The sequence below is a fragment of the Nocardiopsis sp. iso_186 genome, assembly GCF_056173365.1.
The window spans coordinates 606,965-629,373 of record NZ_CM149670.1; the positions used below are offsets into that span (position 1 = coordinate 606,965).

Genomic DNA, 22,409 nt, shown 5'->3' on the forward strand with positions numbered 1-22,409 from the left:
ATGCCTCCTTTCGCCGAAGCCAGGATCGACCTGGACGCGATCAGTGCAAACGTGGCCTCGCTCGCCGGACGGGCGCCGGGTTCGCGCGTCATGGGTGTGGTCAAGGCCGACGGCTACGGGCACGGGATGCTGCCCGCCGCTCGGGCGGCGCTCGCCGGCGGGGCCACGTGGCTGGGGACGGCTTTCGTCAGCGAAGCCCTGGCACTGCGGGCAGCCGGTATCGAGGTCCCCGTCCTCGCCTGGATTCTGCCGCCCGGTGAGCCGTTGGCGGCAGCCGTGGACGCGGGAATCGACCTCGGTGCCAGCGCGCTCGGGACCCTCGACGAGATCACCGCGACCGCCCACCAGACCGGTCGGCAGGCGCGGGTGCACCTCAAGGCCGACACCGGACTGAACCGGGGCGGCGTCGCCGCGGGGGAGTGGGAAGCCGTCGTGGACGCCGCGGCCCGTGCCGAAGCAGACGGACTCATCAAGGCCGTCGGAGTGTTCTCCCACTTCGCCTGTGCCGACGAGCCCGGCCACCCCTCCATCGGTGCCCAGCTCTCGGCGTTCCACAGCGCGTTGGAGATCGCGGACAAGGCCGGACTGCGACCCGAGGTGCGCCACATCGCCAACTCCGCGGCCACCCTCACCCTGCCGGAGGCACACTTCGACCTGGTGCGGCCCGGAATCGCCTCCTACGGGCTCTCGCCCATCCCCGCCCTCGCCGGTTTCGGCCTGCGCCCCGCCATGACCCTCTCGGCCCGGACCGCGTCGGTCAAACGAGTGCCTGCGGGCAGTGGGGTCTCCTACGGGCACCGCTACGTAACCGACCGGGAGACCGGCCTCGCCCTGGTCCCGCTCGGGTACGCCGACGGCGTACCCCGGGCGGCCACCAACATCGGTCCCGTGTTCCTCGGCGGCAAACGCCGCACTATCGCCGGCACGGTGTGCATGGACCAGTTCGTCGTGGACGTCGGGGACGACCCCGTGGCGCCGGGGGACGCCACCGTCATCTTCGGCGCCGGTGACAACGGCGAGCCCACCGCCCAGGACTGGGCCGACGTCCTCGACACCATCTCCTACGAGATCGTCACCCGGATCGGGGCCCGGGTGCCTCGCGCCTACGTCGGAGCCGCCCGATGAGCCCGGCGGACAACCGAGCGGCCAAGGTCGCCGTCGGCATCGTCGCGGGCGGCCTCAGCCTGCTCGCAGCGGGGGTCACCGGAGCCGTCGTCGCGGAGAAGCGCGCGGTTGCGCGTATCTGGAACCGGGCCGACCCCGAGGCGGGCGAAGGGTTCGGCCACCTGCGCGGGCGTCCCGTCACCGTGGTCGCCGACGACGGGGTCCCGCTGCACGCCGAGATCGACGGTGAGGAGGAGGAACCCACCGGTACCACCGTCGTCTTCTGCCACGGCTACGCGCTCAACCAGGACTGTTGGCACTACCAGCGCCGCGACCTCACCGGCACTGGGCGCCGCGTCTTCTGGGACCAACGCGCGCACGGCCGCTCCAGGCGCGGCCGGTCCGACAACACCACCGTTGACCAGCTCGGAGACGACCTTTACCGGATCATCGCCGCCACCGTTCCCCCTACGGATCGGGTGGTGCTGGTCGGTCACTCCATGGGCGGAATGACGGTGCTCGCCCTGGCCCATTCGCACCCGGAGCTGTTCGCCGAGCGGGTGAGCGGGATCGCCCTCATCGCCACCACCGGCAAGATCAACCAGGTCACTCTGGGGCTCCCTTCGGTGCTGGGCCGGGTCATCGGAGCCTCCACCGACCCCTTCATCCGCACGCTCGCCTGGCAACCGGGACTCGTTGACCACGGACGACAGGTCGGTCGCGAGCTGTCGTTCCTTTCCTCGCGGCTCTTCGGGTTCGGCACGGGCGAGGTGAGCGCAGCCGTCGTGGACCACCTGGACACGATGTTGCGCCAGACCTCGATCGAGGTCATTGCCGAGTTCTGGCCGGCCATCGCCAGGCACGACAAACTCGATGCGCTGCATGTACTGCAAGAAGTGCCTACCCTGGTGGTGTGCGGTGACCATGACCGCATCACGCCCATCGACAACAGCGAGGCCATCAGCGAGGCGCTGCCCGAAGCCGACTTCGTGCGGGTGCCCGGCGCCGGCCATCTGGTGATGCTGGAGAAACCGCAACTCGTCACCGACGCGCTGCGCACCCTGCTGGAGCGCGTGGCGGCGCATGCCGCGCGACCGAAGCCGTCCCTCCCGAACGTGTGAGCCAATGACTCGAACCCAACCCACCACCCCGACCGCCACCGTGACCCGCATCGCGGCCACCGACACCGCGATGCGCGGCCTGGGTGCAGTCGTGGGCCGGCAGGCGCGAGCCGGCGACCTCCTCATCCTCTCCGGGCCGCTGGGAGCGGGGAAGACCACCTTCACGCAGGGGCTCGGACAGGGGATGAGCGTGCGTGGACCCGTCACCTCACCCACTTTCGCCATCGCCCGCACCCACCCCTCCCTCGTCCAAGGGCCGGCCCTCGTGCACGCCGACGCCTACCGGCTCGCCGCGGCGGAGGAGATGGAGGACCTCGACCTCGACCTGAGCCTGCCCGAGTCGGTGACCGTCATCGAATGGGGGGAGGGCCTCGCCGAAGGGCTCAGCGACGAGCGCCTGGAGGTCGCCATCGATCGGCTCGCCGACGACACCCGCACCGTACGCTTCACCGCTGTCGGGGCCCGATGGGTCAACGCGCTCGCCGGACTCGGCACCGACGAACTCGAATAGGCTGGCTGACCGTGCTCCTCCTGGCTTTCGACACCGCCACCCCCGCCGTCACCGTCGCGGTCTGCGAACCCCACGGCGACGGTGTGCGGGTATGCGCCCAGACCTCTTCCATCGACGCCCGCCGCCATGGCGAGCTGCTGGCCCCAGGCATCCACGCGGTCGTCGCGGAGGCAGGTGCCACTCTCGCCGACCTCACCCACGTCGCCGTGGGAACAGGCCCTGGGCCCTACACCGGACTCCGGGTCGGCTTGGCCACGGGCCGGGCACTCGCCGACGCACTGGACATCGCCTGCGTGGGTGTCCCCACCCTGGACGCCCTCGCCTGGGAGTCGGGCCGCGGGACCCCGTTCATCGCCGCCACCGACGCCCGCCGCAAAGAAGTCTTCTGGGCCCGTTACGACGACGCGGCCACCCGGGTGAGCGAGATCGCCGTCAACCGGCCCGCCGAGGTCGGGACCGGGGGGCTGCCCGTGATCGGGCACGGCGCCCTTCTCTACCCCGACGTATTCGGGCAGACCGCCACCGACCCGCTCTACCCTTCCGCGGGCGCACTGGGTGAGGTTGCGGTGCGCCGCCTCCTCGCCGGCGAGCCGTTGGCCGAACCCAATCCGCTCTACCTGCGTCGTCCGGACGCCCAGGTGCCGGGTACGCCGAAGAAGGTTCGTCAGTCCATGACGCCGACCGCGGAGCGGTCACGATGACCCACCCGTTGCGGTTGATGAACCCCGCAGACGTCGTGGCCGTCATGGAGCTGGAACGCACACTGTTCCCCGCCGACGCCTGGAGCGAGGCGATGATGCGCGAGGAACTGGCCGAACCCAGTCGCTACTACCTCGTTGCCGAGAACCCCGGTGGTGAGGGCATCCTCGGCTATGCGGGGCTGCGCTGCGTCGCTCCCGAAGGCGATGTGCAGACCATCGCGGTCGCTGCCGGGAACGAGGGCAAAGGGATCGGTTCCGCACTGCTCGCCGCGCTCCTGGAGGAGGCCGCCCGGCGCGGTGTCCTCGAGATGTTCTTGGAAGTGCGCTCGGACAACCCGCGCGCCCAGGACCTGTACCGCCGGTTCGGTTTTGCCGAGATCGGTGTGCGGCGCGGTTATTACGTCGGTGCCGACGCCATTGTCATGCGACGCTCCGCCACGACGGTCGAGACCACCGGTAGGGGAATACGATGATCAGCACCGACCTGCCCCTGATCATGGGCATCGAGAGCTCTTGTGACGAGACCGGTGTCGCGTTCGTACGCGGATGCGAGCTGCTCGCCGACGAGGTCGCCTCCAGCGTCAACCAGCACGTCCGTTTCGGCGGTGTCGTGCCGGAGGTGGCCAGCCGCGCCCACCTGGAGGCCATGACGCCCACTGTGCGCAGGGCCGCCCAGCGGGCCGGGGTGAAACTGTCCGATGTGGACGCGATCGCTGTCACGGCCGGCCCCGGCCTCGCCGGAGCCCTGCTGGTCGGCGTCTCGGCGGCCAAGGCGTACGCCATGGCGTTGGGGAAGCCGCTGTACGGGGTAAACCACCTGGTCGGCCATGTAGCGGTGGACCAGTTGGAGCACGGGCCGCTCCCCAAACCGGTGGTGGCGCTCCTGGTGTCAGGAGGGCATACGTCCTTGCTGCTGGTGCGCGACATCGCCACGGACGTGCAACTGCTGGGCGAGACCGTGGACGACGCGGCGGGCGAGGCGTACGACAAGGTCGCCCGGTTGCTCAGCCTCCCCTACCCGGGGGGGCCGCCCATCGACGGTGCGGCGCAACAGGGCGACGCCAAGTCCATCCACTTCCCGCGCGGCAAGTGGGGTGACGGCAGCTACGACTTCTCCTTCTCCGGTCTCAAGACCGCGGTTGCCCGCTGGGTCGAGGACGCCGAACGCAATGGGCGGCCGGTCCCGGTCCCTGACGTGGCCGCGGCCTTCCAGGAGGCGGTCGTGGACGTGCTCACCCGCAAGGCCGTCGACGCCTGCCGGGAGCACGGAGTACAGCATCTGGTCATCAGCGGGGGAGTCGCCGCCAACTCCCGGTTGCGCCGTCTCGCCGAGCAGCGTTGTGCCGCTGCCGGAATCGAACTGCGTGTCCCGCGTCCCCGGCTGTGCACCGACAACGGGGCGATGATCGCTGCCCTCGGCGCGGAGGTTGTTGCCGCAGGTCTTTTGCCCTCCCCCCTCGACCTCGCCACCGACACCTCCCTCCCCGTCAGTCAGATCCTGGCCGGCTGACCCCGCCCTTCCCGCTGGAGCCGGCAGCCCTCTCAGGCGGTCGGGCAGTCCCGGCAACGCGGGCGCTGCTCCCCGACGGCCGGCGAGCAGCAGTCCTTTGCGGGCACCCCGCACGGGCCCGACGGTCACCACATCCGCGCCCGGATGGCGTTCCGGCTCCTCGCGCAATCGCAAGGCAAGGATGAACAGCGGAGGGGCCGCACCGGGACATCCGGTGCGGCCCCTCCGTGCGGAACGGGTTACTCGTCGTCCTCGTCGTCCAGGGCACGACGTCGCTTCTTGCCGTCGCGGCCCGGGCGCAGGAGAGCCTCGGCCAGAGCGAGCATGGTCTCCTCCAAGGAGGCCAGCCGCTTGGTCATGTCGTCGTGCGAGGTCTCCACGGCGTCACTGATGGTCTCCTCGAACTCGTGCCGGTCGGGGCGCGAGCGGAGTTCGCCCAGCAGCGGGTCCAGGGAGTCGCCCAGTTTCTTGTCCAGCGAGTCGAACCGGTTGCCGTGGTCGATGATCGGTCGGTTGACCAGTTCGGTCAGACGGCGGTGCACCTCGTTGACCTCCATGGAGGCCGGGAGCTGGCCGATGCGCTGGTTCAGCGACTCCAACCGGTCGTCGATGGCCTCCAGCCGGCCGTCCACCCCGTCGAAGTGTCCGTGGACACCCTCGAACTTGCCTTCGACACCGGTGACCCGTCCGTCGAGGCCCTCCAGGCGACCGCCCAGCCCGTCGAGTTTGCCTTCCACACCCTCGAAACTGCCGTCGAAGTGGCCTTCAAAGGTGTCGAAACGGTCACTGAGACGGCCCAGTCCATGCTCGAACTTCCCGGTCAGCGAGTCGTGCTGGCTCTCGACCTTGCCGGTGACCGTGTTCAGATGCCCGTCGATGCGGTTGGACAGTTCCCGTTCCTGCTGCTCAAGGTGGCTACGGACGGACGAACGGTGCTCCTCGAACAGCTCGACCAGTGCACCGTGCTGTTCGCCGGTCTTGGCGGTGAGGGCCTGGGCGTTCTCGTCCACGAAGGCCCGTAGTTCGGTCTGGCGGGTCTCCGAGCGTTCTGCCAACGCGGAGACCGCTCCAGCCGTCTGTGCCACCGATCCGGCGACCTCGGCGATCGCGGAGGACGCCTCGGTGTGGTTGGCGTCTAGGCGCGCACGCAATGTCTCGGCGGTCTCGGCCAGTTTCTCCGACAGCACCTCGTGCTGCTCCTCGTCGCGCTCGCGCAGTTCGGCGTGCTGTGTCTCCAGCCGTTCGTGCAGTTCCGACCGGTGCTTGCGCAACTGCTCGCGCATGTCGGCGAGCCGCTCGTTGGTTGCGGTGGTGAGGGCCGCCACGGCGGTGTTCGCGTCGGCCACGGCCGCGGTCGCCTCGGCGTGGTTCTCGTCGGCCTGGGTGCTGAGGAAGTCCGTGCCGTGGGTGATCTTGGCGCTGAGGTTCTCGCCGTGTTCGTCGAGTTTGGTGCCCAGGTTCTCGTGTTGGGTGTCGAGTTTGCTGGTGACGGCGCTCTGGTGGGTTTCGGCGAGTTCCCGGGTGGCCTCGTGGTGGGCGTCGAGCTTGGTGGTGAGTGCTTCGCCGTGTTCGTCGAGTTTGGTGCCCAGGTTCTCGTGTTGGGTGTCGAGTTTGCTGGTGACGGCGCTCTGGTGGGTTTCGGCGAGTTCCCGGGTGGCCTCGTGGTGGGCGTCGAGCTTGGTGGTGAGTGCTTCGCCGTGTTCGTCGAGTTTGGTGCCCAGGTTCTCGTGTTGGGTGTCGAGTTTGCTGGTGACGGCGCTCTGGTGGGTTTCGGCGAGTTCCCGGGTGGCCTCGTGGTGGGCGTCGAGCTTGGTGGTGAGTGCTTCGCCGTGTTCGTCGAGTTTGGTGCCCAGGTTCTCGTGTTGGGTGTCGAGTTTGCTGGTGACGGCGCTCTGGTGGGCTTCGGCCAGTTCCCGGGTCGTCTCGTGCTGTTCGGCGATGGCCTGGGTCAAGGCCGCGCGGCCCTCGGCGGTCAGGCGCTCCAGGGCCTGGCGCGCATCGGTGACGGCGCCGGTGACTGCTTCGTGCCGTTCGTCGAGGCTGGCGGTGAGCCCGGTGTGATGGGTGTCCAGGCTGCTGGCCAAGGCGTCGTGACGTTCGTCCAGCTTCGCGGTGAGCGCCTCGTGGTGCTCGGTGGCCCGGTCGAGAGACTCCTCGTGTTGTTGGTCCAAGCGCTCGGTGGTCGTGGCGACGGCGCTCTCCATCGTCGCCGCGCGGGTACTCAACGACTCCAGCGCCTCGTCGATGCGGTTGAAGCGCGCGTCCACGCTCGTGGCGAGGGTCTCCATCCGCTCGCCCAGCTCGTTCAGCCGACCGCTTGAGCGCGCCGATGTGTCACTGAGGCCGGCCAACCGACTCAGCGTCGTGTCGAGGTCGCCCGCGACCGCGGTGACGTCGGATCGAAGAGAAGGCAGGTCGGCAAGCGGCTTGACCCTCACTCCGACCTGTTCGATGTGCTCGGCGAGGGTCTCGGCCCATTCCGGCGGACGCGCGGACAGCTCGTCCACGCGGGCCTGCACGCCGGCCACGGCCTCGGCCAGGGCCGACAGTTCACGTTCGCGGAATTCGCGAAGGAGCCATTCCATGCCCTCAAGGCGCTGGCGCATCTCCTCGGTGATCGCGCCCTGTGACTTCTGCTCGGAGACGTGGTCCTGGGCAGCCCGGGAGAGCAGATCCCGCATCCGGTCGGAAATCCCGGTCTGACCTCCTCCATTGAGGAAGTTGTGGTTCGTCTGTTCCACCGAGGTGCTCCTTTTGATATGGCGCCTCCCGTCCTCATCAACCTCGGACGGGTGGTGTTCCCGTGGAAGTCTGGCAAGGTATGCGGCCGGCGAAAAGGGGGTCCGGCCCCCATGTTCGTGACGTTGGGCGATGGTCCGTCTACTTTGAGTAGGCGCTATGGCCATGCGGGACGGCTAGCGAGCCGGGTGCAGCCGGTCGGACTTGGGGATTGCCAGACGAATCCACGAGACAGGGGAGAAAGGATTCAGTGAGTTCAGTTTAACGACATGATCATGGTCCACCCCAAGGAAGTGGCGAAGATACCTGTTTTTGGGGAACGCCCTTGACTTGGTTATATGTTGCTTTCCTTGGCCTTCCGCGAGGCGTGGTGGGCGTGCGGGGTTCGCGTCCCCCGGCTAGGCGTCCCCGCTGACCTCGCTGCACAGCAGGTAGAAGGGGCGATCGCCGATTCGGGTGAGGACGACCACGGCCGATTCGGGTCCGGACGCCTTGAGGTCGCGGCGCAGTTTGTCCACGTCCACGGCGGAACCGCGTTTCTTAATCGTTATCTTTCCGGCGTCGCGTTCCCGCAGCGCCGCCCTGAGTCGCTTCAGGGAGAACGGCGTCACCTCGTGGACCACGTAGGCGCGGCAGAGCGGAGTGCGGACGAGCCGGTCCGAAGTGATGTAGGCGATAGCCGGATCGATGAGCGCGCCGTCCACCGCCCGTGCCGCCTCGGCCACCAGATGCGAGCGCACGACCGCGCCGTCCGGCTCGTAGAGGTAGCCACGTGGGGCGGAAACCTCGGGGGCGCCCAGGTCGGGATCGGCCGTCAGCGTGGTTGTCCCCGGTGTCGCGCCCTTGGTCCGGATCAACGTGGCGCTCCGGGTCGGGCCGGACTCCTCGACCAGCCCCCCGAACCACAGTGCGGCTTCCTTGACCTCCCAGTCCACCGATATCCACTCGGCGCTGACCTCCTTCGGCACCAGGTCGTGCGGGATGCCAGGGGCGGCTTTCACGCAGGCGGCGGGTGCTGCCTCGGCCAGCCGGGTCACGGTGTCCCAGGAGGGGGAGTAGGCGTGGGGGTTGAAGATCCGGCCGCGCGCGCCGCGTCTGGCGGGGTCGCAGAAGACCGCCGAGTAGTCCTCGGGGGCGACCGCACTGGCGTCACCGGCGCGGACCCGCGCCAGCCCGGTCAGGCCCATCGCCTCGATGTTGGCCTGGGCCACGGTCAACGTGAACGGATCCAGGTCCACGCCTTCGACGGCCAGCCCCTCCTCCGCCATGGCGATCAGGTCCGCGCCGATCCCGCAGCACAGGTCGCCCACCGGCGGCTCGCCGCCGGGGCCCAGCCGCGCCGCGAATCTGCCCGCGCGGTGCCGTGCGACCGGAGCCCTGGTCGCCTGCTCCAGTCCATTGGGGGTGAAGAACATCCGGTCCGCGGCCGGTCCGAATTTCTCCTTGGCCCGCCCGCGCAGCCGGGCTTGGGTGAGCGCGGCGTTGACGAGCTCGGTCGTCGGTACGTCCCAGTGGCTTTTCGCCAGTGCGGGGTCGGCGCGCAACCGAGTGGCGGCTTTCAGCGGATCGGCATCGATCTCAGCGGGGTCCAGACCCTCCAATACTCCGCGTCCTGCCGGTGTGAGCAGCGCGAGTAGCCCCGCTATCGGCCCGTTTGTCACCCTCGCGTTCCCCCGTGACCTGTTGTTTGACGAGCTGGATGCACGCGACTACTGTTCCATATTGGCACTCTCAAGGGTAGAGTGCTAACCGCGACGAGGCCGGTCTGGCACCCGCGACGACAGGCCGCCGTGGTCGCCCCTTTTACCTGCATGCCGTTTCACAATCAGCGATTCTGAAGGGGGAGGTCACACCGTGTTGACCGCCACCAAGACTGTTCTCAAGCCGCTTGAGGACCGCGTCGTCGTCCAGCCGCTCGAAGCCGAGCAGACCACCGCGTCTGGCCTGGTCATCCCGGACACCGCCAAGGAGAAGCCCCAAGAGGGCCGTGTCGTTGCCGTGGGCCCGGGTCGCTGGGACGACGAGGGCGAGAAGCGTATTCCGCTGGACGTCAAGGAGGGCGACCTCGTCCTCTACAGCAAGTACGGCGGCACCGAGGTCAAGTACAACAACGAGGACTACCTCGTGCTCTCCGCCCGCGACCTGCTCGCGGTCGTCGAGAAGTAAGACCTCGGAAAACACCTTTTCCGGGTAATGCATGACGGCGCGCGGGCGGGGTTTCACGACATCCGCCCGCGCGTCTTTCATGTGCCCCCGGCGGGCGGGGTCCACTCGCCCGCCGTACTTGACTTTGAGGAACCGAGGAACCCATGCCGAAGATCCTGGAATTCGAGGACGACGCGCGGCGCTCGCTTGAGCGCGGTGTGGACCGTCTCGCCAACGCGGTCAAGGTCACGCTCGGCCCGCGTGGCCGCAACGTGGTCATTGACAAGAAGTTCGGTGCTCCCACCATCACCAACGACGGTGTGACCGTCGCGCGTGAGGTGGAGCTGGACGACCCCTACGAGAACCTGGGCGCCCAGCTCGTCAAGGAGGTCGCCACCAAGACCAACGACGCCGCCGGTGACGGCACCACCACCGCCACGGTGCTGGCGCAGGCACTGGTGCGCGAGGGTCTGCGCAGTGTTGCCGCCGGGGCGTCCGGTCTCTCCCTCAAGAAGGGCATCGACGCCGCCGCGCGCGCCGTCTCCGAGACCCTGCTCTCCCAGGCCCGCGAGATCGGCGAGCGCGCCGACATCGCCTACGTCGCGACCAACTCCGCGCAGGACGAGCAGATCGGCGAACTCATCGCCGAGGCGTTCGACAAGGTCGGCAAGGACGGTGTCATCACCGTCGAGGAGTCCCAGACCTTCGGCATGGACCTGGAGTTCACCGAGGGCCTGCAGTTCGACAAGGGCTACATCTCGCCCTACTTCGTCACCGACGGCGACCGCCAGGAGGCGGTGCTGGAAGACGCCCTGATCCTGATCAACCAGGGCAAGATCTCCAGCCTCAACGAGCTGCTGCCGCTGCTGGAGAAGATCGTCCAGACCAAGAAGCCGCTGCTCATCATCGCCGAGGACATCGACGGCGACGCGCTGAGCGCGCTCACCCTCAACAAGCTGCGCGGGGCGCTCAACGTCGCGGCGGTCAAGGCGCCCGGCTTCGGTGAGCGCCGCAAGGCCATGCTCCAGGACATCGCGACCCTCACCGGCGGTCAGGTCATCGCAGAAGAGGTCGGCCTGACCCTGGAGAACGCCGAACTCGACGTGCTGGGCACGGCACGCCGTATCACCGTCACCAAGGACGCGACGACCATCGTCAACGGTGCGGGCGAGCAGACCGAGGTCACCGAGCGGATCAGCCAGATCCGCAAGGAGATCGAAGCCAGCGACTCCGACTGGGACCGCGAGAAGCTCCAGGAGCGTCTGGCCAAGCTGGCCGGCGGCGTGAGCGTCCTGCGGGTGGGTGCGGCCACCGAGGTCGAGCTCAAGGAGAAGAAGCACCGTCTCGAGGACGCCATCTCCGCGACCCGCGCGGCCGTCGAAGAAGGCATCATCCCCGGTGGAGGTGCCTCCCTCGTACACGCGGCCAAGGCGCTGGAGGACGGCCTGGGCCTCACCGGCGACGAGGCCACCGGTGTGGCCATCGTGCGTCGTGCGCTGGTCGAGCCGGCGCGCTGGATCGCGGTGAACGCCGGCGCCGAGGGCTACGTCGTGACCGCCAAGATCGCCGAGTTGGAGCCCGGACAGGGCTACAACGCGGCCACCGGTGAGTACGGCGACCTCGTCGCCCAGGGCATCATCGACCCGGTCAAGGTCACCCGCTCCGCCGTGCAGAACGCCGCGTCCATCGCCGGCATGCTGCTCACCACCGAGGTTCTTGTCGTGGACAAGCCCGAGGAGGACGACGAGGCCGCGGGCGGCCACGGCCACGGCCACGGTCACTAGGAGCCGAGCCGGTCGCGCCCGACGTTTCGTCGAATGGGCGATACCATGCGTGTCCCGGGCGCCAGCCCGGGACACGCGCGCTTTTCGGCACTACGACAGCAAAAGTCCCAAATGTAATCATTCTGTTGCCGAGAATCGTGACGTGTGACTCTCCACGAGTGGGCATCATTCGATATGTGACGGATCTACGCGTCGCGGGGGCCATGCTCGCGCAAAGACCTGCTGTCTTGCCGAAGGCGGACGATGCGGCGCTCGACCACCTGACATCGCTGGCCGTCCAGGGGGACGACGGAGCGATGGACTCGCTCCTCCGCGAGGTCCGCCCAATGGTGCTCAGGTACTGTCGAGCCCGGCTCGCCCGCGTCTCCGGTTACGCCCACTACTCCGACGATGTGGCCCAAGAGGTCTGCATCGCCCTGCTCGTTGCCCTTCCGCGCTACCAAGACCGCGGACGCCCCTTCGCCTCATTCGTGTTCGGTATCGCCGCGCACAAGGTCGCCGACGCGCTGCGCGGCTCCACTCGCGCCGACGTCCCCACCGATTCGGTCCCCGAACGTGCCGACGACGCCCCGGGCCCGGAAGAGTCCGTGGTGCGCACGGTGGAGGCCGAGCGGGCAAGGGCACTGCTGAGCGAACTTCCCGAGCAGCAGCGACGGCTGCTCGCCATGCGTGTGATTGCGGGTCTTTCTGCTGATGAGACGGGACATGTACTGGGAATGTCGCCCGGAGCGGTTCGGGTTGCCCAGCACCGAGCTCTGGCTCGGCTTCGGCAGGTGGCCCTGGCGAACCGCCTCTTCTAGCCGTTCGCGGTCGGCCGGCCACCCTGTCGCTTTTTCCGGTTCGCGCCGTGGTGGTCGGGGCCGGGCCCGTCGGACCGCAATTCCCTGCTGCGCAGTGCCCCGAGGCCGGGGGAGCCGTCGCCGCCGGTGAGCGGTCCCGGTGCTGTGAGTCTCCCGACTCGGAGTTTGGTCCCCGCCCGGTAGTGAGTGCGGCCTAGGATGAAAAGGCAAGCTGCCGCGCGGTTGGAAGGTGTCATGTCGCTGAATCAATCGGGGAGCTCACAGGACGTCCAGAAGGTGCTCGGTCCCGGCCTCACCTATGACGACGTCCTGCTGGTGCCCGCCTACTCCGACCTTCAACCCGGCGACGCCGAGCCCACGACCAGGCTCTCCCGCAACATCACGTTGCAAATTCCGCTGCTCTCGGCGGCAATGGACACCGTCACCGAGTCCCGGATGGCCGTGGCGATGGCTCGCCAAGGTGGAGCGGGCGTGCTGCACCGCAACCTCACCATCGAGGACCAGGCCGCCCAGGTGGACCTCGTCAAGCGGTCCGAGGCCGGCATGATCACCGATCCGGTGACCTGTAGCCCCGACGACACCCTCGCCGACGTCGAGGAGCTGAGTGCCCACTACCGGATCTCCGGCGCGCCGGTGACCGACGGTGAAGGTCGCCTCGTCGGAATCGTCACCAATCGCGACATGCGTTTTGAAGAGGACCGCACCCGACTGGTCCGTGACGTCATGACACCGATGCCGCTGGTCACCGCACCGGTCGGCGTGTCGCGCGACGAGGCTTTCGTGCTTCTGCGCGACAACAAGATCGAGAAACTGCCGCTCGTCAACCAGCAGGGCCGGCTGCGCGGACTGATCACGGTCAAGGACTTCACCAAGAGCGAGCAGTACCCCGACGCCACGAAGGACGCCGAGGGCCGACTCGTGGTGGGAGCGGCCGTCGGCGTCGGTGTTGACGCGGAGCAGCGAGCCCACGCCCTGGTCGAATCCGGTGCCGACTTCATCGTGGTCAACACCGCCCACGGGCACTCCACCGGCGTCCTGGAGATGATCGCCAAACTCAAGGCCAACACCAGGGCCGACGTCATGGCGGGCAACATTGCCACCCGTGCCGGTGCCCAGGCCCTGGTTGACGCCGGTGCGGACGCCATCAAGGTCGGTGTGGGTCCCGGCTCCATCTGCACCACCCGTGTGGTTGCCGGAGTGGGCGCGCCCCAGGTCACCGCGGTTCTTGAGGCAGCGAAGGCGGCCGGACCGGCCGGCGTTCCGGTCATCGCCGACGGTGGCCTCCAGTACTCCGGTGACATCGCCAAGGCGATCGTCGCGGGTGCCAGCGCCGTAATGCTGGGCAGTCTGCTGGCCGGGGTCGAGGAGAGCCCGGGCGAACTCATCTTCATCAACGGCAAGCAGTTCAAGTCCTACCGGGGCATGGGCTCGCTGGGCGCGATGCGCGGTCGCTCGTTCTCCAAGGACCGCTACTCCCAGGCCGATGTGAGCAGCGAGGAGAAGCTGATCCCCGAGGGCATCGAGGGGCAGGTCCCCTTCCGAGGCCCACTCTCGGCGGTCGCGCACCAGCTCGTCGGTGGCCTGCGCCAGTCCATGTGGTACGCCGGGGTGCGCACGGTCGCCGACCTGCGCGACCGCGGACAGCTCATGCAGATCACCTCGGCAGGGCTCAAGGAAAGCCACCCGCACGACATCCAGATGACGGTCGAGGCGCCCAACTACCACACGCGTCGCTGACCGGCGAAGACACGGGCCGTCTGCCCTCGTCTGCGGGCCGGGGTGCTCCCGGTTCGCGGACGGGCAGCGGCCCCGGTGCCGGCCGGCACTGGCGTTTTTGCTGCTCGGCGGTAAACTCGCCGCCGAGCAGTACCGGCCGGTGGGTAGCACCGGCTACACGGACCAAGAGGGGATCGAAGCGTTGGCTCAGGTTGAGATCGGGCTCGGCAAGAACGGGCGGCGAGCCTACGAGCTCGACGAGATCGGGATCGTGCCCGCGCGTCGTACGCGTGACCCCGAAGAAGTGTCCATCGCGTGGCAGATCGACGCCTACCGGTTCGAGACGCCTCTGGTGGTCAGCCCCATGGACAGCGTGGTCTCGCCCAAGACCGCCGTCGCTGTCGGAGAACTGGGCGGCCTGGGTGTTCTCGACCTCGAGGGCCTGTGGACCCGCTACGAGGACCCCGAGCCGCTGCTGGCCGAGATCCGCGAGCTCGACACCGTCGCCGCGACCAAGCGGTTGCAGGAGATCTATGCGGCGCCCATCCAGGAGGAGCTGATCGGCCGACGCATCGAGGAGATCCGCCAGGCCGGCGTCACCACCGCGGCCAGGCTCTCCCCGCAGCGCACCGCTCAGTACCACAAGGCCGTCATCGACGCGGGTGTGGACATCTTCGTCATCCGCGGCACCACCGTGTCGGCCGAACACGTCTCGGGGCGCGCCGAGCCCCTCAACCTCAAGCAGTTCATCTACGACCTCGACATCCCCGTCGTCGTCGGCGGCTGCGCAACCTACACCGCCGCACTTCACCTGATGCGTACCGGTGCGGCCGGCGTGCTCGTGGGCTTCGGCGGCGGTTCCGGCCACACCACCCGCAGCGTCCTCGGAGTCGCGGTGCCCATGGCCAGCGCGGTTGGTGACGTCGCCGCGGCCCGCCGCGACTACCTCGACGAGTCCGGCGGCCGCTACGTGCACGTCATCGCCGACGGTGGGATGACGCGCAGCGGTGACATCGCCAAGGCCCTGGCCTGCGGCGCCGACGCCGTTATGGTCGGTTCGCCCCTGGCCCGTGCGGCGGAGGCCCCGGGAGCCGGGTACCACTGGGGGAGCGAGGCCCACCACAGCGAGCTGCCGCGTGGGGAGCGGGTGGAGGTCGGTACCGCCGGCACCCTCCGCGAGATCCTGCACGGCCCCGCCTCCACCAGCGACGGCTCGATGAACCTCATGGGTGCCCTCCGACGCACCATGGCGACCTCGGGCTACACCGACCTCAAGGAGTTCCAGCGGGTCGAGGTCGTCGTCGCACCGCACTAGCGTGCCGGCCGCGTCGGGGCACTCCTCCGGCGCGGCCCGGCCCCCTGTCCTGCCGGGCTCTCCTCCCGGCCCGAACGCCACCGGATCTGCCTATGAGTGCCGGTGTCCAGTAGCCCCCGTTGGCCGTTTCCCTGTCCGGAATAGACCGAGCGAGGTGCCGGTGACCGTTTCCCCTCCCGTGGACGGTGCACGCCCCCAGCCCCCCGGGGCTTCCGCGACCGACCACTCCTGGAAACCGGTGATCGCGGCCTGTACGGCACTGGTTGCCGTGGCCGGAGTAACCGGGACGATCCTGGCCGGTGTGTCCACGGTCGTCGAGTCGGCTGCCCCCCGTTCGCTTCCGCCCGGCCCGACCGAGTCCGCCGGCAGTGTCGAGGCGGTGCGCGAAGACACCGCACCGCGTGAGCGCTCCGCCACCGAGGAGTCCGCCGACACCCGTCCCTCGCCCATGGCCGCCGAGGTCGCAGAAGAGGCCAGTCCGGAATGGCTGGACCGGGTCTCCGCCGCCACGGGGATTCCGCGTCGTGCCCTCCAGGCGTACGCCAACGCCCAGTTGCGGTTGATGAACGAGCAGCCGCATTGCCAGATCTCCTGGCCCACACTCGCCGCCATCGGCTCGGTGGAGTCCCGGCACGGCACCTATGCCGGCGGCGAGATCGGCCCGGACGGAGTGACCACGGTCAAGGTGATCGGCATCCCTCTCAACGGGGAGAACAACACCGCGGCCATCCCCGACACCGACGGCGGACGCCTCGACGGCGACACCGAGTGGGACCGTGCGGTCGGCCCCATGCAGTTCATCCCCACCACGTGGGAGATCTGGGGTGCCGACGCCAGTGGCGGCGATGATCCCGACCCGCACAACATCGACGACACCGCGCTCAGCGCGGCCCGGTACCTGTGCCACCAGGACCGCGTCCTGACCACCTCCGAAGGATGGTGGGCGGGGATCCTCTCCTACAACCAGTCCGAGCGCTACGGCAACGACGTCCTCGACGTCGCCAACGATTACGTCAACGCGCTGAGCTGACCTCCGCATCCGGTTCGCGATCCCGACGCGGCGCACCAGACCGACACCATCCAGGCGTTATAGCCTGATAGACCCGGGTACGCGATCAAGCGCAGTCGGACAGTCACCGGTCTGGGAGGGCGTGAGATGACGGTAGCGCAGATGGGGCCCAAGGAACGGTCGGCATCGCTGGAACACATGGCCGACAACGAACTCGACGTGCTGGTCGTCGGCGGTGGGATCGTCGGCGCGGGAGTGGCGCTGGACGCGGTGTCCAGAGGACTCTCCGTGGGACTGGTCGAGGCGCGCGACTTCGCCTCCGGAACCTCCAGCCGATCCAGCAAGCTGATCCATGGCGGACTGCGTTACCTGGAGCAGTTGGACTTCGAACTGGTGCGAGAGGCGCTCACCGAACGGGGTCTGCTGCTGGGGCGACTCGCGCCGCACCTGGTGCGTCCCGTGCCGTTCGTTTTCCCTTTCACCAAGCACTGGGAGCGTCCCTATATCGGAGCCGGTGTCACGCTCTACGACGCACTGGCCCTGACGGCTGCCCACTCGCGGGGGCTGCCCGGACACCGCCACCTCACCCGCAACGGCGCGCTGCGGGTCTTCCCCGCGCTCAAGCGCGACGCGCTGGTCGGCGCGGTGCAGTACTGGGACGCCCAGGTCGATGACGCCCGCTACGTCATTGCCCTGCTGCGCACCGCTGTCACCTACGGGGCCAAGGTCGCCCCCCGGGTGCAGGCCGTCGGTTTCCTGCGCGAGGGCGAGCACGTGACGGGGGCGGCGGTCGTCGATCTGGAAACCGGAAAAGATTTCCAGATCCGCGCCAAGCAGGTCGTCAATGCCGCAGGGGTGTGGACCGATGACATCCAGGAGATGGTGGGCGGCCGGGGCCAGATCCATGTGCGCGCGTCCAAGGGCGTGCACCTGGTGGTGCCCAGGGACCGCATCCAGGCATCCTCGGGGCTGATCCTGCGCACCGAGAAGAGTGTGCTGTTCGTCATCCCGTGGGGCCGGCACTGGATCGTGGGCACCACCGACACCGAGTGGGACCTGGACAAGGCGCATCCGGCGGCCAGCCGCACCGACATCGACTACGTGCTCGACCACGTGAACGCGGTGCTACGAGTTCCGCTGAGCAGGGACGACGTCGAAGGGGTCTACGCGGGGCTGCGGCCGTTGCTGTCGGGGGAGTCCGACAACACCTCCAAGCTCTCCCGCGAGCACATGGTCGCCCACCCCGTCCCCGGCCTGGTCCTCATCGCGGGAGGCAAGTACACCACCTACCGCATCATGGCCAAGGACGCGGTGGACGCGGTGGCCCACGGGCTGGGCGGTGGTGTGCCGTCCTCTGTCACCGACCGGGTGCCGTTGGTCGGCGCGGACGGTTATGCCGCGCTGTGGAACCGCCGGCACGTGCTGGCCCGACAGTCCGGCGTGCACGTCTCCCGGATACAGCACATGCTGCGCCGGTACGGCTCGATGATCCACGAGATCCTGGATCTCATCGCCGAGCGCCCCGATCTCAAGGAGCCGTTGACCGGCGCAGAGGACTACCTGCGCGTCGAGGTGGTCTATGCGGCCGAGTTCGAGGGAGCCCGGCACCTCGACGACGTGTTGTCCCGGCGTACCCATATCTCCATCGAGACCTGGGATCGCGGCCTTGCCGTGGCCGAGGAAGCCGCGGAGCTGCTCGCCGGTCCGTTGGGGTGGGAGGCCGACCAGGTTCGGCGCGAGGTGGAGTACTACCGCAAGCGCATCGAGGCCGAGCGCGCGGCGCAGGAGCAGGACAGCGACCAGGAGGCCGACGCTGTTCAGCACGGTGCCCCCGACATCGTTCCCGCAGCCAGGGGTTGAGGGCCCGGCGGAGGTGGTTTCGGTCAGGCCGACACCACCTCCGCTGAATCCGTCTCACTGCGTGCACTGCTGAATCCCCGAGACCACTCCGGACGCGTGATTTAGCAGGTCAGAAGCGTGGTTTCGAGGGCACAACGGACTCGCTTATCATCTGGGGTAATGCTCGGGTTCACCGGTTCTTTCCGGTTGCCGGTCGCACCGATTCCCTTTGCCAGAAGGGGTGCAGGGGAGTCGCACCGCTCCGGGGAGGTCCGGGGGGCAAGCCGTGGCGGGGGACGTCCCCGTTCGGCGAATCCGAGTTGAACACCTCCGTGAACGCCCTTGCCCGGTTGGCGGTGCGCTTATCGGTCGGTCGGTTTCCCCAGGTAGGGTTTTCCGACGTCCAACCGCAGTGGGATGCTCACGCGGTGTTTGCGGTGTTCGGCGACAAATGCGGCCCATGTTCGGCTCTGGGGCCCGCGCTCGCCGCGACCGCTATTCGGAGCCAACCTGGAATCTGCCCGGCATGTCACTGACGGCATGTGGGTCTTGGAGAAATTTGTGGTCACCCTCAGCGTCATCGTTCCTATCTACAATGTCGAGCGCTATCTCGACGAGTGCTTGAGGTCCCTGCAGCTGCAGAGCTGGACCGACCTCGAAGTGGTGATGGTCGATGACGGATCTCCCGATGACAGTGCGGTCATCGCCCAGCGTTTCGCCGAAGAGGACCCGCGCTTCACGCTCGTGCGGCAGAGCAACGGCGGCCTCGGCGCCGCGCGCAACACGGGGATCCGCAACGCCTCGGGTGAGTTCCTCTCCTTCGTGGACAGCGACGACGTCATCCCGCCCTTCGCTTTCGGCTACCACATGCGCAGTCTGTTGGAGAGCGGATCGGACTTCTCCACCGGAAACGTGCACCGGTTCAGTGAGCTCGGCACGCGCCAGTCGCCGATGCACCGCAAGATCTTTCAGACCACGGTCAAGAAGACGCACATCACCGAGCGCGACACGCTTCTGATCGACCGGCTTGCCACCAACAAGGTGTGGCGCCGCGCGTTCTGGGACGCCAACGAGCTGTGGTTCCCCGAAGGCGTGCTCTACGAGGACGTGTCCGTCGTGATCCCCGCGCACTTCCTCGCCGCAGCCGTGGACGTGCTCGCCTCCCCGGTCTACCTGTGGCGCGAGCGTCCCAGCGACGACAAGTCCATCACCCAGGACCGGCTGCACGTCAAGGGCCTGGAGGATCGCTTCCGCGCGGTCCGCGAGACCAGCGACTTCCTCGCCGCGCACCGCACCCCGCTCGACAAGCGCCGGTGGGACCGCACCGGCCTCGGCAGCGACCTGCGAATTTTCATGCAGGTCCTCGACATCGCCGACGACGAGTTCCGGCAGCGTTTCCTCGACCTCGGCAACGCCTACATGGACACCATCGACCCGCAGGTGTACCAGGAGCTCTCCGCGGCCGAGCGGCTGAAGTGGCACCTGGTGCGCCGCCGCATGCTGCCCCAGTTGCTGGAGGTCCTCACCTTCAACAAGAGCGTCGAGCAGAAGAAGGCCAAGGCGGTCCGGCACGGCGTCAAGTTCTACGCCGACTACCCGTTCAAGGACGATCCCGCGGTCGGGATTCCGCGCAGCATCTACCGCCTGGACCGCGAACTCGTGATCCGGCAGAAGGCCGAGGAGGTGCGCTGGGAGGACGGCAAGCTCGTCATCCGCGGTCGGACCTGCCTGAAGTTCCTTCGTCCCAACAAGCGCATCCAGCAGCACCTGCGGGCCCGGGCGGTCAACCCCGCCACCGGCGCCGAGGTCAAACTCGCCGTCACCATGCACCAGGCCAACGAGTTCCGCCTTCCCAAGGACGCCGTCACCGCGCGCCGTGACTGGGGCGGCTACGAGATCGTGGTGGACCCCGCGGCCCTCAGGAGCGGCGGCCAGTGGCAGCCGAGCGAGTGGTTCGTCAACCTCCTGGTCTTCAACCGCGGCCTCACCCGGCGCGAGCGGCTGGCCCGGCCCAGTTCCGGTGCTCCTCAGCGACCCGCCGCCCAGAAGGTGGGCGACGACGCCTGGGTGCGTCCGTCCTGGCGCGGGTCCGACGGTCTGTGCCTGGCGGTCAACCCGCTGCGCGCGCAGTTGGCCGGGCACCGCCTCGACGGCGATGTGCTCACGCTCGACGGAACCGTTGCCGCGCCCGCGGGGGCGGCCGCCTCGCTGCGGCTCACCCGGATGCCCGGCGACGTCACCGCCGAGGTCCCGATGGAGATCACCGCAGGGGGAGCTTTCACCGCCGGCGTCCCGGTGTCAGCCCTGACCGAGGGCTTCCAGCAGCGGCGCTCCGTCGTGGGCGGCCCGGTCACCTCCGAGCGCTGGGAGGTCCATGTCGTTCTCGACAATGGCGAGGCCATCCAGGTCTCCCTGGCCGACAACACGCGCGAGGACCGCTACCGCGTGCAGGACCACCAGATCGACGTCGAATGCAACAGCGCCGGATGGGCCTTCCTCCGGGCCGGGGTGGACCGCCCCTCGATCACCGACGTGTCGTGGGAGGGCGACCTGCTGCGGGTCTCGGGGGACTTCTATGCGGCCGACCCCACCGGCCTCAGCTTCGTGCTCAAGGCCAGGGGGCGGACCGAGGAGCGCTCGTTCCCGTTGGAGCTCGACGGCTCTCGCTTCTCCGTGACGCTGAGACCCACGGCACTACCCTCCTTCGGGGCGCAGATCCCGCTCGTCGCCGGGCAGTACCGGCTCCTCGTGCGCCGTACCACCGGGCCCAACGAGTGGCAGGACAGTTACGCCCAGATCCACCACGACCTCCTGCCCTCCCTGCCGGCCGCGACCGATGCCGCCGGCCGCACCGTTTCGCTGGACGCGATCCGCCACGACGTGCCGGTCCTGACCGTGGGATCCGCGTTGCGAGCCGAGGACCGCGGGAGCTACGCCCAGCAGCAGTTGCGGGAGAAGACCTATCCCCGCTTGCGCAAGCAGCCCATCGCCCCCGGCCTGCTGTTCGACAGCTACACCGGCAAGCAGTTCTCCGACAGCCCTCGCGGGATCTACGAGGAGCTGGTGCGCCGCGGGATCGACCGTCCGGCCTCCTGGCTGGTGCGCGACCAGCAGGTGGCCCTCCCCGACGGCCTCACTCCCGTGCCGCACACCAGTCGCGAGTACTTCGACGCGCTGGCACGGTCGGAGTTCATCGTCTCCAACGCCCACCTCCCCCTGTGGTTCGAGAAGCGCCCCGGCCAGACGGTCGTGCAGACCTGGCACGGCTCCATGCTCAAGCGCATCGGCTTCGACATCGAGCACGTCCAGTTCGCCAGCCGCAACTACCACGAGCGGTTGCGCCACGAGACCAAGCAGTGGGACTTCCTCGTCTCGCCCAGCCCCTGGGCGACCCCCATCCTGCAACGGGCCTTCCAGTTCGAGGGCGAGATCCTGGAGACCGGCTACCCGCGCAACGACATCTTCCACTCGCCTCAGCGCGACGCCCTCACCCGCGAGGTGCGTAAGCGGCTCGGACTGCCCGAAGGCAAGAAGGTCGTCCTCTACGCCCCGACCTGGCGCGACGACAAGTTCTACTCGCCCGGCAAGTACAAGCTGGATCTGCACCTGGACCTTCAGCGGATGTACGAGCGGTTGGGCGACGACCACGTGCTGATGGTGCGCCGCCACCCCAACATCGTGGACCGCGTCCCGGTCGTCGGCGAGGGCTTCGTGTGGGATGTCTCGACCTATCCCGAGATCCAGGAGCTTTTCCTGGTCACCGACCTGCTCGTCACCGACTACTCGTCGCTGATGTTCGACTTCGCCAACACCGGCCGGCCGATCCTGTTCTTCACCTACGACCTGGCGGACTACCGCGACAACCTGCGCGGTTTCTACTTCGACTTCAACGAGACCGCCCCCGGTCCGCTGCTCATGACCTCTGACGAGGTGATCGGGGCGATCGAGAACATCGACGAGACACACGCCGCCCACCAGGACAAGTACCGGGCCTTCGTGAAACAGTTCTGTCCTCTCGACGACGGGAAGGCCGCGGCGCGCATTGTTGACCGCCTGTTCCCGACGCTGGGCTGACCGAGCCGAGCGGTTCGTAACGCGGGGCCCGCGATCCTTCG

The 22,409-nt window shown here is 68.5% G+C and carries 16 protein-coding genes; 14 read left to right on the top strand and 2 right to left on the bottom strand.

Going from position 1 to position 22,409, the window contains the following annotated elements; translation table 11 throughout:
* From alr to tsaD, 6 genes are read left to right on the top strand one after another with little or no spacing between them, the layout of a single operon-like run.
* Positions 1–1,125, top strand: coding sequence for an alanine racemase (gene alr, locus AC0VYP_RS02855; RefSeq protein WP_285760814.1), 1,125 nt, complete (start codon positions 1–3; stop codon positions 1,123–1,125).
* Positions 1,122–2,225, top strand: a complete 1,104-nt coding sequence (locus AC0VYP_RS02860; RefSeq protein WP_285760815.1) for an alpha/beta fold hydrolase — start codon at positions 1,122–1,124, stop codon at positions 2,223–2,225. The genes alr and AC0VYP_RS02860 overlap by 4 nt, the downstream gene beginning before the upstream one ends.
* Before the next feature lie 4 nt (positions 2,226–2,229).
* Complete coding sequence (tsaE, locus tag AC0VYP_RS02865) at positions 2,230–2,736, top strand: tRNA (adenosine(37)-N6)-threonylcarbamoyltransferase complex ATPase subunit type 1 TsaE (RefSeq protein WP_475472336.1); 507 nt, start codon at positions 2,230–2,232, stop codon at positions 2,734–2,736.
* An 11-nt stretch (positions 2,737–2,747) separates the two neighbouring features.
* Positions 2,748–3,437: a tRNA (adenosine(37)-N6)-threonylcarbamoyltransferase complex dimerization subunit type 1 TsaB gene (gene tsaB / locus AC0VYP_RS02870; protein WP_475472338.1), complete on the top strand. Its 690-nt coding sequence runs from the start codon at positions 2,748–2,750 to the stop codon at positions 3,435–3,437.
* Positions 3,434–3,910: a ribosomal protein S18-alanine N-acetyltransferase gene (rimI, locus tag AC0VYP_RS02875; RefSeq protein WP_285760819.1), complete on the top strand. Its 477-nt coding sequence runs from the start codon at positions 3,434–3,436 to the stop codon at positions 3,908–3,910. The genes tsaB and rimI overlap by 4 nt, the downstream gene beginning before the upstream one ends.
* Positions 3,907–4,947 carry a tRNA (adenosine(37)-N6)-threonylcarbamoyltransferase complex transferase subunit TsaD gene (gene tsaD / locus AC0VYP_RS02880; protein ID WP_475472339.1) on the top strand — a complete coding sequence of 347 codons (1,041 nt, stop codon included), beginning with the start codon at positions 3,907–3,909 and terminating at the stop codon, positions 4,945–4,947. The genes rimI and tsaD overlap by 4 nt, the downstream gene beginning before the upstream one ends.
* A gap of 239 nt (positions 4,948–5,186) precedes the next feature.
* Here tsaD and AC0VYP_RS02885 read toward each other — a convergent pair whose 3' ends face one another.
* Positions 5,187–7,688 (bottom strand): apolipoprotein A-IV repeat region-like domain-containing protein, encoded by a 2,502-nt coding sequence (locus AC0VYP_RS02885; RefSeq protein WP_475472341.1) that lies wholly within the window; start codon positions 7,686–7,688, stop codon positions 5,187–5,189.
* Positions 7,689–8,084: 396 nt separating this feature from the next.
* Positions 8,085–9,347: a class I SAM-dependent methyltransferase gene (locus tag AC0VYP_RS02890; protein WP_475472342.1), complete on the bottom strand. Its 1,263-nt coding sequence runs from the start codon at positions 9,345–9,347 to the stop codon at positions 8,085–8,087.
* 193 nt (positions 9,348–9,540) lie between these two features.
* Here AC0VYP_RS02890 and groES point away from each other — a divergent pair, with 193 nt between their 5' ends.
* The 8 genes from groES (at position 9,541) to AC0VYP_RS02930 (ending at position 22,368) form a co-directional block, all read left to right on the top strand.
* A complete protein-coding gene (gene groES / locus AC0VYP_RS02895) occupies positions 9,541–9,852 on the top strand; it encodes a co-chaperone GroES (RefSeq protein ID WP_475472343.1) in 312 nt (103 codons plus the stop codon).
* 143 nt (positions 9,853–9,995) lie between these two features.
* Complete coding sequence (groL, locus tag AC0VYP_RS02900; RefSeq protein ID WP_475472344.1) at positions 9,996–11,615, top strand: chaperonin GroEL; 1,620 nt, start codon at positions 9,996–9,998, stop codon at positions 11,613–11,615.
* Positions 11,616–11,818: 203 nt separating this feature from the next.
* The gene (locus AC0VYP_RS02905; protein ID WP_285760859.1) at positions 11,819–12,415 is read left to right on the top strand and encodes a sigma-70 family RNA polymerase sigma factor; all 597 of its coding nucleotides are present in this window, start codon (positions 11,819–11,821) and stop codon (positions 12,413–12,415) included.
* A gap of 234 nt (positions 12,416–12,649) precedes the next feature.
* A complete protein-coding gene (gene guaB, locus AC0VYP_RS02910; RefSeq protein ID WP_475472346.1) occupies positions 12,650–14,152 on the top strand; it encodes an IMP dehydrogenase in 1,503 nt (500 codons plus the stop codon).
* Positions 14,153–14,333: 181 nt separating this feature from the next.
* The gene (locus tag AC0VYP_RS02915) at positions 14,334–15,446 is read left to right on the top strand and encodes a GuaB3 family IMP dehydrogenase-related protein (RefSeq protein WP_285760861.1); all 1,113 of its coding nucleotides are present in this window, start codon (positions 14,334–14,336) and stop codon (positions 15,444–15,446) included.
* A 160-nt stretch (positions 15,447–15,606) separates the two neighbouring features.
* Entirely contained in the window at positions 15,607–16,476 is an 870-nt protein-coding gene (locus tag AC0VYP_RS02920) for a lytic murein transglycosylase (RefSeq protein WP_285760826.1), read from the top strand.
* 126 nt (positions 16,477–16,602) lie between these two features.
* Positions 16,603–18,315, top strand: a complete 1,713-nt coding sequence (locus tag AC0VYP_RS02925; protein ID WP_285760827.1) for a glycerol-3-phosphate dehydrogenase/oxidase — start codon at positions 16,603–16,605, stop codon at positions 18,313–18,315.
* Positions 18,316–18,855: 540 nt separating this feature from the next.
* On the top strand, positions 18,856–22,368 hold the full coding sequence (locus AC0VYP_RS02930) for a bifunctional glycosyltransferase/CDP-glycerol:glycerophosphate glycerophosphotransferase (protein ID WP_475472348.1): 3,513 nt from the start codon (positions 18,856–18,858) through the stop codon (positions 22,366–22,368).
* Positions 22,369–22,409 lie beyond the last annotated feature (41 nt).